The 14,985-nt window shown below is 74.3% G+C and carries 14 protein-coding genes; 9 read left to right on the forward strand and 5 right to left on the reverse strand.

Going from position 1 to position 14,985, the window contains the following annotated elements:
* Positions 1-185: 185 nt before the first annotated feature.
* The 4 genes from JNO44_RS14240 to JNO44_RS14255 all read right to left on the reverse strand — a co-directional run bounded on the left by JNO44_RS14240 (position 186) and on the right by JNO44_RS14255 (position 3,442).
* Positions 186-872, reverse strand: coding sequence for a response regulator (locus JNO44_RS14240; protein ID WP_205364422.1), 687 nt, complete (start codon positions 870-872; stop codon positions 186-188).
* A gap of 19 nt (positions 873-891) precedes the next feature.
* Positions 892-2,199 (reverse strand): sensor histidine kinase, encoded by a 1,308-nt coding sequence (locus JNO44_RS14245; RefSeq protein WP_205364423.1) that lies wholly within the window; start codon positions 2,197-2,199, stop codon positions 892-894.
* 82 nt (positions 2,200-2,281) lie between these two features.
* The gene (pspAA, locus tag JNO44_RS14250; RefSeq protein WP_039637240.1) at positions 2,282-2,560 is read right to left on the reverse strand and encodes a PspA-associated protein PspAA; all 279 of its coding nucleotides are present in this window, start codon (positions 2,558-2,560) and stop codon (positions 2,282-2,284) included.
* A gap of 81 nt (positions 2,561-2,641) precedes the next feature.
* On the reverse strand, positions 2,642-3,442 hold the full coding sequence (locus JNO44_RS14255) for a PspA/IM30 family protein (RefSeq protein WP_205364424.1): 801 nt from the start codon (positions 3,440-3,442) through the stop codon (positions 2,642-2,644).
* Between the two features lie 325 nt (positions 3,443-3,767).
* Between JNO44_RS14255 and JNO44_RS14260 the strand changes: the two genes are divergently transcribed.
* A complete protein-coding gene (locus JNO44_RS14260) occupies positions 3,768-4,364 on the forward strand; it encodes a DUF3043 domain-containing protein (RefSeq protein WP_205364425.1) in 597 nt (198 codons plus the stop codon).
* Positions 4,365-4,416: 52 nt separating this feature from the next.
* On the opposite strand, the gene JNO44_RS14265 is transcribed toward JNO44_RS14260, so the two are convergent.
* Entirely contained in the window at positions 4,417-4,629 is a 213-nt protein-coding gene (locus tag JNO44_RS14265) for a hypothetical protein (RefSeq protein WP_039637234.1), read from the reverse strand.
* A gap of 302 nt (positions 4,630-4,931) precedes the next feature.
* Here JNO44_RS14265 and JNO44_RS14270 point away from each other — a divergent pair, with 302 nt between their 5' ends.
* The 8 genes from JNO44_RS14270 (at position 4,932) to lpdA (ending at position 14,972) form a co-directional block, all read left to right on the forward strand.
* The gene (locus tag JNO44_RS14270) at positions 4,932-6,173 is read left to right on the forward strand and encodes a bifunctional adenosylcobinamide kinase/adenosylcobinamide-phosphate guanylyltransferase (RefSeq protein WP_205364427.1); all 1,242 of its coding nucleotides are present in this window, start codon (positions 4,932-4,934) and stop codon (positions 6,171-6,173) included.
* Positions 6,174-6,235: 62 nt separating this feature from the next.
* Positions 6,236-6,886 carry a class I SAM-dependent methyltransferase gene (locus JNO44_RS14275; RefSeq protein ID WP_205364429.1) on the forward strand — a complete coding sequence of 217 codons (651 nt, stop codon included), beginning with the start codon at positions 6,236-6,238 and terminating at the stop codon, positions 6,884-6,886.
* Positions 6,887-6,990: 104 nt separating this feature from the next.
* The gene (gene cobT / locus JNO44_RS14280) at positions 6,991-8,037 is read left to right on the forward strand and encodes a nicotinate-nucleotide--dimethylbenzimidazole phosphoribosyltransferase (RefSeq protein ID WP_205364431.1); all 1,047 of its coding nucleotides are present in this window, start codon (positions 6,991-6,993) and stop codon (positions 8,035-8,037) included.
* 106 nt (positions 8,038-8,143) lie between these two features.
* Positions 8,144-9,895 carry a phosphatidylglycerol lysyltransferase domain-containing protein gene (locus JNO44_RS14285; protein ID WP_205364433.1) on the forward strand — a complete coding sequence of 584 codons (1,752 nt, stop codon included), beginning with the start codon at positions 8,144-8,146 and terminating at the stop codon, positions 9,893-9,895.
* Complete coding sequence (locus JNO44_RS14290) at positions 9,892-10,629, forward strand: hypothetical protein (RefSeq protein ID WP_205364435.1); 738 nt, start codon at positions 9,892-9,894, stop codon at positions 10,627-10,629. The genes JNO44_RS14285 and JNO44_RS14290 overlap by 4 nt, the downstream gene beginning before the upstream one ends.
* Positions 10,630-10,678: 49 nt before the next feature.
* Positions 10,679-11,488, forward strand: a complete 810-nt coding sequence (locus JNO44_RS14295) for an adenosylcobinamide-GDP ribazoletransferase (protein ID WP_205364437.1) — start codon at positions 10,679-10,681, stop codon at positions 11,486-11,488.
* Positions 11,489-11,678: 190 nt separating this feature from the next.
* Positions 11,679-13,223 (forward strand): leucyl aminopeptidase, encoded by a 1,545-nt coding sequence (locus tag JNO44_RS14300; protein WP_205364439.1) that lies wholly within the window; start codon positions 11,679-11,681, stop codon positions 13,221-13,223.
* 360 nt (positions 13,224-13,583) lie between these two features.
* Entirely contained in the window at positions 13,584-14,972 is a 1,389-nt protein-coding gene (lpdA, locus tag JNO44_RS14305) for a dihydrolipoyl dehydrogenase (RefSeq protein ID WP_073447818.1), read from the forward strand.
* Positions 14,973-14,985: the final 13 nt, after the last annotated feature.

A 14,985-nucleotide genomic window follows, 5' to 3' on the forward strand; every position in this document is an offset into this window, starting at 1 on the left:
ACGCCGGCGGAAGCCGTGTGTCCGGCCCGGGGTGAGGGCCGACACCGGCCCACCTACACCCTCCGTCACGGCCAGCCCGGTTTTCCTCGCTCGCAAGTCGGTTTTCGGCCGCCGTCCGTACCGCGTCCGTAGTACGGGTGGCTCCACCCGCCCTGCACCCCTGGGCGTACGGGCGCCTGCTCCGTTCAGTGCGCCCGCGGGCGCACCAGTCCCGACTCGTAGGCGATGACCACCAGTTGGGCCCGGTCGCGGGCGCCGAGCTTGGCCATCGCGCGGTTGACGTGCGTCTTGACGGTGAGCGGGCTGACGTCCAGCTGCTCGGCGATCTCGTCGTTGGACAGTCCGCCGGCCACCAGCACCAGCACCTCGCGCTCCCGGCCGGTGAGCGTGGCCAGCCGCTCGGCGTCCGCGCCGCCGGGCCGGTCGCCCGCCGCGCCCTCGCCCTGCGCGAGGAACTTGGCGATCAGGCCCTTGGTGGCGGCGGGCGAGAGCAGCGCCTCGCCGCCGGCCGCGATCCGGATCGCGTGCAGCAGCTCGTCCGGCTCGGCGCCCTTGCCCAGGAAGCCGCTGGCGCCGGCCCGCAGCGACTGCACGACGTAGTCGTCGACCTCGAAGGTGGTCAGGATGATCACCCTGACGCCGGTCAGCTCCGGGTCCTGGCTGATCAGGCGGGTGGCGGCCAGGCCGTCGGTGCCGGGCATCCGGATGTCCATCAGGACGACGTCGGGGCGCTCCTCGCGAGCCAGGGCGTACGCCTGCGCCCCGTCGGACGCCTCGCCCACCACCCGCATGTCCGGCTCCGAGTCGACCAGGATGCGGAACGCGCTGCGCAGCAGCGTCTGGTCGTCGGCCAGCAGCACCTTGATGGTCATGTCCCCGTTGCCCTCGCGCTCATGTCGTCTCACCGGTACGCGCGCCGCCCAGCGGCAGGGTGACCCGCACCTGGAAGCCGCCGGCCACCCGGGGGCCGGTGACGACCGTGCCGCGCAGCGCCTGGACCCGTTCGCGCATCCCGATCAGACCATGGCCGCCGACGGACCCCGCCACGGCCCCCTCCCCCGGCCCGTCCGCGGCCACCGCGGCGTCCGCTCCGGCGCCGCGGCCGTCGTCCTGGACGGTCACGGTCAGCGCACCGTCGGTCCGGATGATCCGCACGGTGGCGCGGGCCCCGTCGCCGGCGTGCTTGCGGACGTTGGTCAGCGCCTCCTGGACCACCCGGTAGGCGGTCAGGTCCACCGAGGCGGGCAGGGCGGGCTGCGGCGCGGGCGGCAGGTCCAGGGCGACCGGCAGGCCGGCCCGGACGAACCCGTCGATCAGCTGGTCCAGGACGCCGAGGCCGGGCGCGGGCTCGGTGGGCGCCGTCGGGTCGTCGGACTGGCGCAGCAGACCGACCGTGGCGCGCAGCTCCTCCAGCGCCGACCGGGACGCCTCCCGGACGTGCGCCAGCGCCTGTTTGGCCTGGTCGGGCCGGTTGTCCATGACGTGCGAGGCGACCCCGGCCTGGACGTTGACCAGGGCGATGTGGTGCGCGACCACGTCGTGCAGCTCGCGGGCGATGCGCAGCCGCTCCTCGGCGACCCGGCGGCGGGCCTCCTCCTCGCGGGTGCGCTCGGCGCGCTCGGCGCGCTCGCGGATGGCGTCCACGTAGGCCCGGCGGCTGCGGACCGCGTCGCCGGCCGCCGCGGCCATCCCGGTCCAGGCGAAGATCGCGAGGTTCTCCTGGGCGTACCAGGCGCGGTCCCCGAAGAACATCGCGGCGGCGGTCAGCACCAGGCAGGTGAGCACGCCGATGCGCCAGGTGGTGGGCCGATCGGTGCGGGAGGCCACGGTGAACAGGGCGATCACCGCCGCGACGGCGACCGGGGCGCGCGGGGCGTTGGACTGGGCGACCAGCTCGACGACGGTCAGCGCGCCGGTGGCGGCCAGCACCGTGCGGGGCAGCCGCCGGCGCAGCACCAGCGCGCCGCAGGCGAGGACGGCCAGCACCACGGTGACGGGCGAGAGCTCGCGGACGCCGAAGCGGGGCAGGTGCGCGCCGTGCGGGCCGTGCGGCCCGGCCACCGCGCCACACAGGATCGCCACGAACACCACCGCAGCCACCGCCGTGTCGAACGCGAGCTGATGCTTCCGGTGCCACCGGCGGAGCCGGGCGACGCGGGTCGCGTCCTGGGCGGTGGCGGGCGACGGAGGGGCTGTCACAGCAGGCAACGGTAGCGCCCCGGTCCCACTGGGGGGCCGGGGCGCTGTCCGTAGTGCGCTGGGTGTGCGGTGTATCTGCTGGTCAGCCCGGGATCAGGCCGTCGTCGCTGAGCATCTCCCGGACCTCCGCCAGACTCGCGTCCGGCGCGGGCAGGATCAGCTCGGAGGGCTCCAGGGCGTCGTCCGGCAACGGGGTGCCCAGACGACGTACGGAGTCCAGCAGGGCCCCCAGGGTGCGCCGGAATCCGGCCTCGTCACCGCTCTCCATCTCGGCGAGCAGTTCGTCGTCCAGCTTGTTGAGCTCGATGAAGTGGGCGTCATCCAGCTTCACCTGCCCCTCCCCCATGATCCGTACGATCACGACGGTCTCCCTTGTTGCGGTCGGGCGGGGTCACGGTGGCGACGGCGGACCGCTCCGCACGGGGCGGGCCGCCGCCGTCGGTCACTGCTTGTCGAGACGCGGGTGCTGCTGCTGCGGGGCCTGCTGGGCGGCGCCGCCCGGGCCACCCTCGAGGGCCTGCTGCTGGGCGGACGGTCCGCCCGCCAGCTCGGCCTTCATCCGCTGCAGCTCCAGCTCGACGTCGCTGCCGCCGGAGAGCCGGTCCAGCTCGGCGGTGATGTCGTCCTTGGCCATGCCGGTCGGGTCGTCCAGCGCGCCGGAGGCCATCAGCTCGTCGATGGCACCGGCCCGGGCCTGGAGCTGCGCGGTGCGGTCCTCGGCCCGCTGGATCGCCAGACCGACGTCGCCCATCTCCTCGGAGATGCCGGAGAACGCCTCGCCGATCCGGGTCTGCGCCTGGGCGGCCGTGTACGTGGCCTTGATCGTCTCCTTCTTGGTGCGGAAGGCGTCGACCTTGGCCTGGAGCCGCTGCGCGGCGAGCGTGAGCTTCTCCTCCTCGCCCTGCAGCGTCTGGTGCTGCGTCTCCAGGTCGGTGACCTGCTGCTGCAGCGCGCTGCGCCGGGTCAGCGCCTCGCGGGCCAGGTCCTCACGGCCGAGCGCCAGCGCCTTGCGGCCCTGGTCCTCCAGCTTCGCGGACTGGCCCTGGAGCTGGTTGAGCTGCAGCTCCAGGCGCTTGCGGGAGGTCGCCACGTCGGCGACGCCGCGGCGTACCTTCTGCAGCAGTTCGAGCTGCTTCTGGTACGAGTAGTCGAGGGTCTCGCGCGGGTCTTCGGCCCGGTCAAGGGCCTTGTTGGCCTTCGCGCGGAAGATCATCCCCATCCGCTTCATGACACCATCGCTCATGGGCCTCGCGCGCCCCCTTCTGGCCGACTTGCATCGGGCTTAGGCTCCAGCACATCTACAGACCCCACAGTACGGGCCCTGGTTCCATTACCGCACTGTTCGGGCCCGGATGCGCTCCTCCTCCAGGACGATCAGACCGTCCGGCTTCTCCCGCCCAGGGAGTAGGGCGGCCCCCGGACGCCGCCGCACCGCCCGCTCTGTCCGCTTCTGCCCCCATGCGAAGGCGCCGGTGCCGTTGCTGGGGGCACCTCCCAGCAACAGCTGGGGCAGATCGTTCCCCCTCGACCCATGGCTCATTCGCGGCGAGGACGTACTCTTGGGTGTTGTGTTCCGAAGCCGTTCGAAGGATGAGCAGGCCGCGACCGCCAAGGTGACCGCGTCCCAGCCCCAGCAGCCCCGCGATCCGCAGGCCCCCAAGGGCCGTCCGACGCCCAAGCGCAGCGACGCCCAGTCGCAGCGCCGCACGCGCGCTCAGACGCCGACCAACCGCAAGGACGCCGTGAAGGCGCAGCGGGAGGCCCGGCGTGCCGACATGGCCCGCCAGCGCGAGGCCCTGGCCAACGGCGACGAGCGCTTTCTGCCGGTCCGCGACAAGGGCCCGGTGCGTCGTTTCGCCCGGGACTACGTCGACGCCCGGTGGTGCGTGGCGGAGTTCTTCCTGCCGGTCGCCGTGGTGATCCTGGTGCTGACCATGATCCGGGTGCCGCAGATCCAGAGCATCGCGCTGCTGCTGTGGCTGGTGATCATCGTCCTGATCGTGCTCGACTCGATCATGATCTGGTTCCGGCTGGGCAAGCTGCTCCAGCAGCGCTTCCCCAAGGAGAACCTCAAGGGCGCCCGCGCCTACGCCGTGATGCGCACGCTCCAGATGCGTCGGCTGCGGCTGCCCAAGCCGCAGGTCAAGCGCGGCCAGCGGCCCTGAGCCCGACCGGCTCGGGACGGTGGGGGCCGGCGCCGCCGGCCCCCACCGCGCCTCACTCCTCGTCGGCGTGCAGGCTCATCGGCCCGGGGTAGATCTCCGTGCTGTCCTCGAAGAGCCTGACCTGGTCGATGCCGCCGTCGCGGAGGTCGCGCCACTGCTCCCCGATCCAGGACTCGGCGTCCCCCTGGGTCGTGAACTCCTCCGGTTCCACGGTGGGCACCGCCTCCGAACCGTCCGCCTTCTCGAACCGCCACGTCCACGCCATGTGCGCCTCCTGGAGTCCCACCGGATCCGCCGGGTCCGCCGATCCCACCGCACACGCCGGGCACCGCGCGCCACGTCGTGCCTGCGGATCGTGCTTCCCCGCTTGATCGGAAAGCCTATCGGCCGTGTCGAGGGGCGTTGCGGCGCTCTCGCCGGCCCGACGGCGACGCCGGACGGCACCGGGTGCGCCGCGCAGGCCCGACGGCGGCGCCGAGCGGCGTCCGGTGCGCCGCGCAAGCCCAACGGCGGCGTCGGTGGGCGCCCCGCGCGCTCGTGCGCGCCGGACGCGAGAGACTTACCCGGGTGGACCTGACTCTCCTCGGCACCGGGGCCCCGCAGGGGCTGCCGCGCCCCGACTGCCCGTGTGCCGCCTGTGCGACCGCCGTCGGCGACGAGGCACGGGCGGCGACCGCCCTGCTCGTCGACGGCGCGCTGCTGCTCGACCTGACCCCGGGCCCGGCGTTCGCCGCCGCCCGTGCGGGCCGCTCGCTCACCGCGGTGCGCCAGGTGCTGCTCTCCCACCCGCACGACGGGCCGGCGCTGGAGGTGCCGGCGGGGCTGCCGCAGCCGGGCCGGGTCGCCGACGGCCGGGAGCTTGCGCTGCTGGGCGGGCACCGGGTGCGGGCCATCGCGGTGGACGTCCCCGGCACCGGCTACGAGGTCACCGGCGACGACGGCCAGCGGCTGCTGTACCTGCCGCCGGGCGCGGCGCCGGCCGGGTGGGGCGAGGCCGACCCCGGCAACGGCGGGCCCGCGGCAGCGGGCGGCCCGGGACCGTACGACCTGGTGCTGCTGGACGTGCTGGCACGGCCGGAGGCGCTGGCCCGACTGCGGGCGAGCGGGGCGGTGGACGCGGCGACCGACGTGGTCGCGGTGCACCTGGACCACACCGTGCCGCCCGGGCCCGAACTCCACCGCCGGCTGGCGGCGCTGGGCGCCCGCACGGTGCCGGACGGCACCTCCCTCGTGGTCGGCGAGTACCACGCGGTGCCCGACCTGCCGCGCCGGACGCTGGTGCTGGGCGGGGCGCGCAGCGGGAAGTCGGTGGAGGCCGAGCGCCGGCTGCTGGCCTTCCCCGAGGTGGTGTACGCGGCCACCAGCGGCACCCGGGACGGCGACGAGGACTGGGCGCGGCGGGTGGCGCTGCACCGGGAGCGGCGCCCGGCCGGCTGGCGGACCGTTGAGACCTGTGACCTGCTGCCGCTGCTGGCGGAGCCGGCGACCGCGCCGCCGCTGCTCGTCGACTGCCTGGCGCTGTGGCTGACGGACGCCATGGACGAGGTCGGGGCGTGGGACGACGCGGCCTGGGAGGCGGGCGGGCGGCGGGCGCTGCGGGAGCGCTGCGAGGCGCTGGTGGCGGCCGTGCGGGAGACCCGTCGGCGGGTGGTGGCGGTGAGCAACGAGGTCGGTTCGGGGGTGGTTCCGGCGACCCCGGCGGGCCGCCGTTTCCGGGACGAACTCGGGCGGCTGAACGCCGCGTTCGGCGCGGAGTGCGAGCAGCTGCTGGTGGTGGTCGCGGGCCAGGCGCTTGCGCTGCGCGGCTGACAGCGGCCCGGTCCGGCCCGTGTCCGCTTGCCCGGGGGGCCGGCGGCGGGTGCGCTGGGACGGTGACCGAACTTTCCCGACATCACGGGCACCGCGCCCACCGCCGGCGTTCCCCCCTCCGGCCTGCCGCCCCCGGGCGCCCCGGTCCGGTCGGGCCGGGCCGGGCCGGCGAGCTGAGCGACGCCGCCGAGGCGGCGGTCCGCGGCTATCTGGAGCGCCGCCCGGACGCCACCGTGGTCGTCCTCGGCGAGGGCCTGGGGACCGGCTTCCGGCGGCTGGACAACGGGCGGTTGACCTGGCTGTCGGTGCTGCCGCCCGAGGACGCGGCGGCCCGCAGGTTGCTGCTGCCCGACGGCCCCCGGCGGCGCACCGTCGGCTGCGCGGGATCGGGCGCCGACTGGCCGGACGTGGTGGGCGCGCCGGAGGGCGGGGTGGTGGTGGCGGTGCCCCGGACGCCCGCGGGGCTGCCGGCCGGCGCGGTGCGGGACCTGCTCGCCGTGTGCGCGGCGCGGTTCCCCGGCGGGGCGCTGGTCCTGGACGCGCTGCCCCGGTGGACGGCGGCGGTGGCCCGGTCGGCCCGCCGCCACCCGGCCGTCGCCGCGGTGCGCGTCCTCCCCCTGGCGGCGGGCCGCGGGTCGCCCGGTCGGTGGCGGCGGTGGCTGGCGGGGACTGTGGTGTGCGAGGTGCGGTTCACCGCCGGTGGCGCCACCTGACGCGCCGCCACCGTCCCCGGCCCGCACCGGTGCTGGCGAAGCGGGCCGCCGCGGACGCCCCACGGACGCCCCGTCGGCCCGCCGTTGCCGGTAATCTGCGCCCAATGAGCGCCCTGAACCTCGATGACTTCGCCCAACTGATCGAGCGCCCCGACGCCGATGTGCGCCGCACCGCCGAGGAGCGGCGGGCCCGGACGGCCCTGCCGCCCGGCGCCCTGGGGCGGCTGGACGAGCTGGGCGAGTGGCTGGCCGCCGTCCAGCAGCAGGTGCCGGTGCGGCCCGTCGAGCGGCCCCGGGCGCTGCTGTTCGCCGGCGACCACGGCGTCGCGCAGCTGGGCGTCTCGGCCCGGCCGGCCGGCGGCACCAAGGACCTGGTGCGGGCCGTCCTGGACGGGTCGAGCCCGGCGGCGGTGCTGGCGCGCACCGCCGGCGTGCCGGTGCGGGTGGTGGACATGGCGGTGGACTGCGATCCGGCGGAGCTGCCGGAGGAGGTCACCCGGCACCGGGTGCGCCGCGGCTCGGGGCGGATCGACGTCGAGGACGCGCTGACCGCCGAGGAGGCCGAGGCGGCGTTCCGGGCCGGGATGGCGATCGCGGACGAGGAGGCGGACGCCGGCACCGACCTGGTCGTGCTGGGCGATCTGAGCGTGGGCGGCACCACCGCCGCGGGCACTCTGATCGCCGCGCTGTGCGGGACGGACGCCTCGGTCGTCACCGGGCGGGGCGGCCGGCCCATCGACGACCTGGCCTGGATGCGCAAGTGCGCGGCGATCCGGGACGCGCTGCGCCGGGCCCGGCCGGTGCTGGGCGACCAGCTGGAGCTGCTGGCGACCGTCGGCGGCGCCGACCTGACCGCGGCCACCGGCTTCCTGCTGCAGAGCGCGGTCCGCCGCACCCCGGTGATCCTGGACGGCGTGGTCTCCGCGGCCTGCGCGCTGGTGGCGCAGCGGGTGGCGTTCCGGGCGCCGGACTGGTGGGTGGCCGGGCAGGCCAGCGGCGAGCCGGCGCAGGCCAAGGCGCTGGACCGGATCGCACTCAACCCTCTGCTCGATCACGGCGTCACAGCGGGCGAGGGGACCGGGGCGCTGCTGGCCCTGCCGTTGGTACGGGCGGCGGCCGCACTGGCCGCGGAGCTCCCGGTAGGCGACTGACACCCACCGGGCGCACCCGCGCAGCTCCCGCCCGCGACCGCACCGCGCCGGTCGGCGACGGCCCCCGTAAGATCGCGTATTGCACGATTTATCGGGAGACATCGCTTTGAGTCCGGAGGAAGACCACCCCCGCGGCCGGTGGGCGCGGCGCGGTGCCGCGTTCGGCATCTGGTACCTGCGCATCGTCACCTTCATCAACGTCCTCGGGGCGGTGTGGGTGTCGTTCGGCAACGACATCCGGCGCCACAACTCCGCGGACTTCTTCACCCCGTACCTGCTCACCGCGGGCTTCGCGTCGGGCGCCTTCTCGCTGTTCCTGGCGGTGACGCTGCGCCGGCGGAAGCGGGCCGCGTGGATCCTGAACGTGGTGCTGTCCGGCCTCTTCCTGCTGCTGGTCGCCGTGGTGATGGTGCTCTTCCCGGAATACCGGACGCACCCGCAGAACTGGGTGTCGCTGGCGCTGACGCTGCTGTTCACGACGGCCCTGCTGGCCGGCCGGCGGGAGTTCTACGCCAAGGGCGACCGGGCCAACCCGAAGCTGGCGGCGCTGACCGCGGCCGGCGGGCTGCTGGTCGCCTCGCTGCTGGCGGCGCTGCTGGTGACGGTCACCAACCTGGCCGCCCCGGGCGCCTCGACGTTCGCCGAGCGCTGGCGGTACGGACTGCTGCGACTGGTGTCGCTGGCCGCCGACGACCACCGCTTCCCCGGGATCTCCACGCCGAACTGGGTCAACGGCACCATCAACGTGCTCAGCGCGGCGCTGCTGGTGGTCGTGTTGTGGGCGGCGTTCCGGTCCGTGCGCACCATCGATCCGATCACCGCGGACGACGAGGAGAAGCTGCGCGGGCTGCTCGCGCGGCACGGCGACCGGGACTCGCTGGGATACTTCGCGCTGCGCCGCGACAAGAGCGCGGTCTTCTCCCCCAGCGGGAAGGCGGCGGTGACGTACCGGGTGGTCGGCGGGGTGTCGCTGGCCTCCGCCGACCCGCTGGGCGACCCGGAGGCGTGGCCGGGGGCGATCGAGCGCTGGCTGGCCGAGGCCCGGGAGCACGGCTGGGCGCCGGCGGTGATGGGCGCGAGCGAGGAGGGCGGCACCATCTACGCCCGGCACGGGCTGGACGCGCTGGAGCTGGGCGACGAGGCGATCGTGGAGACCGCGGAGTTCACCCTGGGCGGCCGGGCCATGCGCACCGTGCGGCAGGCGTACCACCGGATCCAGCGGGCCGGCTACACGGTCCGCATCCGGCGGCACGAGGACATCCCCGCCGAGGAGATGGCGCGGTTGGTGCGCCTGGCCGACGACTGGCGCGACGGGGACACCGAGCGGGGCTTCTCGATGGCGCTGGGCCGGCTCGGCGATCCGGCGGACGGGCGCTGCGTGATGCTCGAATGCACCGACGCCGAGGGCCGGTTGCGGGCGCTGCTGAGCTTCGCGCCGTGGGGGCGGAAGGGACTGTCGCTGGATCTGATGCGGCGGGACCGGGAGTCCGACAACGGGCTCATGGAATTCATGGTGCTGGAGCTGATCCAGCGGGCGGACGAGGTGGAGATCACTCAGCTCTCGCTCAACTTTGCGATGTTCCGTTCCGTCTTCGAACGGGGGTCGCGGCTCGGCGCGGGCCCGGTGCTGCGTTTGTGGCGCTCCTTGCTCGGCTTCTTCTCCCGGTGGTGGCAAATCGAATCGCTCTATCGCGCCAACGCGAAATACCGGCCCGTCTGGGAGCCCCGGTACATGCTCTTCGAGAAGAGCACCGACGTGCTGCGGATCGGCATCGCCGCGGCCCGCGCCGAGGGCTTCCTCGAAGCGCCCGGTCTGCCGAAGTGGCTGAACCGCAAGCATTTGGAGCACGGGAGATGAGCGAGCCCGGCGCGGGCCGGCGGGAGCTGTCCGTCCTGCGGCGCGCCGCGCGGGCCGAGTGGGGCCCGCTCCTGAGGACGGTGTGGCCGACGCTGGTGGCCCGCCGGCTGCGGGCGGTCCCGCTGACCCTGACCGCGGTCGGCCTGACGCTGACCTTCCACTTCGTCCAGAACCAGTCCTGGGGCTACCGCGCCGTCCAGAACATCGGCTCGGTGCAGGCGTACGAGCACCTGTGGGTGGCGCTGCTGCGGACCCCGCTGTCGCTGTTCGTCCCGGCGTTGGACCTGCCGGTGTGGGGCGCGCTGGCGCAGATCCTGGTGGTCTTCGGGATCGCCGAGATCTGCCTCGGCCGCTGGCAGACGCTGACGGTCGCCTACGCGGCCACGCTCGCCGGCACGATGTACGCCCGGATCGGCCTGTGGCTCGGCCCGGACAGCCCGATCGGGCTGCCGGACTCCGACAAGTTCGTGGTCGACACCGGCCCGTCGGCGGCGGTGGTCGGCCTGGCGGTCGTCGTCTGCTGGCGCTACCGGGCCCGCTTCACCTGCGTCGTGGTGGTCGTCTCGATGTTCGTCGAGGTGGCGTTCATCAAGACCAACCTGGCGGGCAAGGAGCATGTCGCGGCGGTGCTGGTGGTGCTGGCGCTGTGCGTGGGGTGGGACCGGTGGCGGCCGGTGAAGCCCTCCGACGTCCACTACGCCCAGTACGCCCGCGGCCGGGACCGCCCCTGGTGAGCGGCGGAGGGCCGTCCGCCGCGCCGCCGGCCCCGGGTACCCTGCCGCGGTGAACGACACCGCCCCCGTGCCGCCCTCCCCCGCCTCCCTCGTCGACGGGCTCCGCTTCGCGTTCGGCACGCTGACCGTGCTGCCGGTGCGGTTGACCCGCTGGGACCGGGCCGCGGCCCGCGGCGGAATGCTGTGCGCGCCGTTGGCCGGACTGGTGGTCGGCCTGTGCGCGGCGGCGCTGGGCGGGCTGCTGCTGGTGCTCGGCGGCGGGCCGTTGCTGGCCGCGATCGGCAGCGCCGTGGTGCCGGCGGTGCTCACCCGCGGCCTGCACCTGGACGGGCTCGCGGACACCGCCGACGGCCTGGGCAGCGGCAAGCCCGCCGAGGAGGCGCTGCGCATCATGAAGCGGTCCGACATCGGGCCGTTCGGCGTGATCACCCTGCTGTTCGCGCTGCTCGCCCAAGTGGCCGCGCTCTTCGGGCTGTACGCGGCGGGCTGGGCGAGCGGCGCGGCCGGGGCGGTGGTGGCCGCGGTCACCGCCCGCGGCGCGCTGACCCTGGCCTCCCGGGCGGGGGTGCCGGCGGCCCGCCCGGAGGGGCTGGGGGCCGCGGTCGCCGGGGCGGTTCCGGTGCCGGCCGGGGTGGGCTGCGCGGCGCTGGTGGCGGCCGGCTGCGCGGCGTTCGGCGCGGCGGCCGGCGGCCCGTACGGCGCGCTGCACGCGGCGGTGGCGGCGCTGCTCGGGCTGGCGGGCGGGGAAGTGCTGCTGCGGCACTGCCGGCGGCGGTTCGGCGGGGTGACCGGCGATGTCTTCGGCGCCCTCGCGGAGTGCGCCGGACTCACCGCGCTGGTGCTGCTCGCACTCGGCTGAAAGCCCGCGCAGCACCGTCAACCCCCTCGCGTTCACGGCGATTTGGCGCATCCGCCGGGCGGCGGGCGACGTCCCGTCAGATCCCGGTGCCGTAACCGGCCGGGCCAGCCGGCGCCACCGAGCGTAGGCTCGGCCGCAGCAGCGCTGAAGCGCGAAACGGATTCCCCGGACGAACAGGACCTTCATCACCGTGACTGCACTGAGCCTCAGTACTTCTTCCGCCGCAACGGTGCGTGCGGATGCCGTCGTCGTCGGCGTGGCCAAGGGCGCCAAGGGCGTCGTGGTCGCCCCCGGCGCCGAGGCCGTGGACGACGCGTTCGGCGGCAAGCTCGCCGCCGTGCTGGAGACCCTCGGCGCGAGTGGTGTCGAGGGCGAGGTGACCAAGCTGCCCGCCGCCGACGGCATCAAGGCGCCGGTCGTGCTGGCGGTCGGCCTGGGCGACGCCCCGGCCAAGGGCGACTCCTACGACCACGAGGCGCTGCGCCGCGCGGCGGGCAGCGCCGCCCGGACGCTGGCCGGCGCCAAGAAGGCGGCCTTCGCGCTGCCGGTCGAGCACGCCGGGGCGGCCGCCGCGGTCGGCGAGGGCGCGCTGCTGGGCGCGTACAGCTTCACCGCGTTCCGCAGCAACGGCGGGAACGGCAAGGGCGCCAAGGGCCGCAAGGGCGACGCCAAGTCGGCGCCGCTGGGCGAGGCCACGGTCCTCGGCGGCAAGCCGCGGGACAAGGAGTTCAAGGCCGCCGCGGAGCGCGCCCAGGTGCTGGCCGCGGAGATCAACCGCGCCCGCGACCTGATCAACACGCCCTCCAACGCCCTGGACCCCAAGCAGTTCGCCGCCGAAGCGCAGGCCGCGGCCAAGGAGTTCGGCCTCACCTTCGAGGTGCTGGACGAGAAGGCGCTCAAGAAGGGCGGCTACGGCGGTCTGCTGGGCGTCGGCCAGGGCTCGGAGGCCCCGCCGCGGCTGGTGCGGATCGCGCACACGCACGCGGACGCGGAGCGCACGCTGGCGCTGGTCGGCAAGGGCATCACCTACGACTCGGGCGGCATCTCGCTCAAGCCGGCCGGCCACAACGAGACCATGAAGTGCGACATGAGCGGCGCCGCCGCGGTGTTCGCCGCGGTCGTGGCCGCCGCCCGGCTGAACCTCCCGGTGAACGTCACCGGCTGGCTGGCGCTCGCCGAGAACATGCCGTCCGGCTCCGCCACCCGCCCCGGCGACGTGCTGACCATGTACAGCGGCAAGACCGTCGAGGTGCTCAACACCGACGCCGAGGGCCGCCTGGTGCTGGCCGACGCGCTGACCCGGGCCTCGGAGGAGGCGCCGGACGCGATCGTCGACGTGGCGACGCTCACCGGGGCGATGGTGCTGGCGCTGGGCCACCGCCACTTCGGGATCATGGCGAACGACGACGCCTTCCGCACCGCGATCCACGAGATCGCCGAGGAGGTCGGCGAGCAGTCCTGGCCGATGCCGCTCCCCGCCGAGCTGCGCAAGGGCATGGACTCCCCGGTCGCCGACATCGCCAACATGGGCGAGCGGATGGGCGGCGGCCTGGTCGCCGGCCTCTTCCTGAAGGAGTTCGTCGGCGAGGGCATCGCCTGGGCGCACCTGGACATCGCCGGCCCGGCCTTCCACGAGGGCGCGCCCTGGGGCTACACCCCCAAGGGCGGCACCGGCTCCTCGGTCCGCACCCTGCTGCGGCTGGCCGAGCGCACCGCCGAAGGCGACCTGGGCTGATCCGCCCGCCGGTCCGCCACGCCCGCACGGCCCCGGGGTACGTACGCCCGGGGCCGTCGGTGCACCGACCACGGTATGTTCGCCCTCGACGAAATCCTCCCACCCGTCGCCCATCGCCACCCTTCCCAGGTGGCGCCTCGCGCCGCTGCGCCTTTCGTACGCACGAGTAACCCCGGTGAAACGGCGGATCGGCCGTCCCGAGCCCGGCCCCGCGTCCCGCCTTCGTTGAACAAGTGCGAAGATGGGTTCTCGGCAGGACAGGGCCCCCCTTACCCAGGGCCGAGTTAAAGCGGCCGAACAACAGCCGCGGTCCGGTCATCGACGACCGGCTCCGGCGCACCCATGCATGGAGGACGTGACGTGGCGAACGACGCCAGCACCGTTTTCGACCTAGTGATCCTCGGAGGCGGTAGCGGTGGTTACGCCGCTGCCCTGCGCGGGGCGCAGCTGGGCCTGGACGTCGCCCTGATCGAGAAGAACAAGCTCGGCGGCACCTGCCTGCACAACGGCTGCATTCCCACCAAGGCTCTGCTGCACGCCGGCGAGATCGCGGACCAGGCCCGTGAGGCCGAGCAGTTCGGTGTCAAGGCCACCTTCGAGGGCATCGACATCAACGCCGTCCACAAGTACAAGGACGACGTGATCTCGGGCCTCTACAAGGGCCTGCAGGGTCTGGTCGCCTCCCGCAAGGTGACCTACATCGAGGGCGAGGGCCGGCTGTCCTCCCCGACCTCCGTCGACGTGGGTGGCCAGCGCGTCCAGGGCCGCCACGTCCTGCTGGCGACCGGCTCCGTGCCGAAGTCCCTGCCGGGCCTGGAGATCGACGGCAACCGCATCATCTCCTCGGACCACGCGCTCACGCTCGACCGCGTCCCGAAGTCGGCGATCATCCTGGGCGGCGGCGTGATCGGCGTCGAGTTCGCCTCGGCGTGGAAGTCCTTCGGCACCGACGTCACCGTCATCGAGGGCCTCAAGCACCTCGTCCCGGTCGAGGACGAGAACAGCTCCAAGCTCCTGGAGCGGGCCTTCCGCAAGCGGGGCATCAAGTTCAACCTCGGCACCTTCTTCGACAAGGCCGAGTACACCGCCGACGGCGTCAAGGTCACCCTCGCCGACGGCAAGACCTTCGAGGCCGAGGTGCTGCTGGTCGCCATCGGCCGCGGCCCGGTCTCCGCCGGTCTGGGCTACGAGGAGCAGGGCGTCGCGATGGACCGCGGCTACGTCCTGGTCGACGAGTACATGCAGACCAACGTCCCGACCATCTCGGCCGTCGGTGACCTCGTCCCGACCCTCCAGCTCGCGCACGTCGGCTTCGCCGAGGGCATGCTGGTGGCGGAGCGACTGGCCGGCCAGAAGGTCGTCCCGATCGACTACGACGGCGTCCCGCGCGTCACGTACTGCCACCCCGAGGTCGCGTCGGTGGGCATCACCGAGGCCAAGGCCAAGGAGCTGTACGGCGCGGACAAGGTCGTGGCCCTGAAGTACAACCTTGCGGGCAACGGCAAGAGCAAGATCCTCAAGACCGCGGGCGAGATCAAGCTCGTCCAGGTCAAGGACGGTGCCGTGGTCGGCGTCCACATGGTCGGTGACCGTATGGGCGAGCAGGTCGGCGAGGCCCAGCTGGTCTACAACTGGGAAGCCCTGCCGGCCGAGGTTGCGCAGCTCATCCACGCGCACCCGACGCAGAACGAGGCGCTCGGCGAGGCCCACCTGGCCCTCGCCGGCAAGCCCCTCCACTCCCACGACTGACCCCCAGTCCCGG

The organism is Streptomyces noursei (assembly GCF_016917755.1).
Classification (GTDB): domain Bacteria; phylum Actinomycetota; class Actinomycetes; order Streptomycetales; family Streptomycetaceae; genus Streptomyces; species Streptomyces yunnanensis.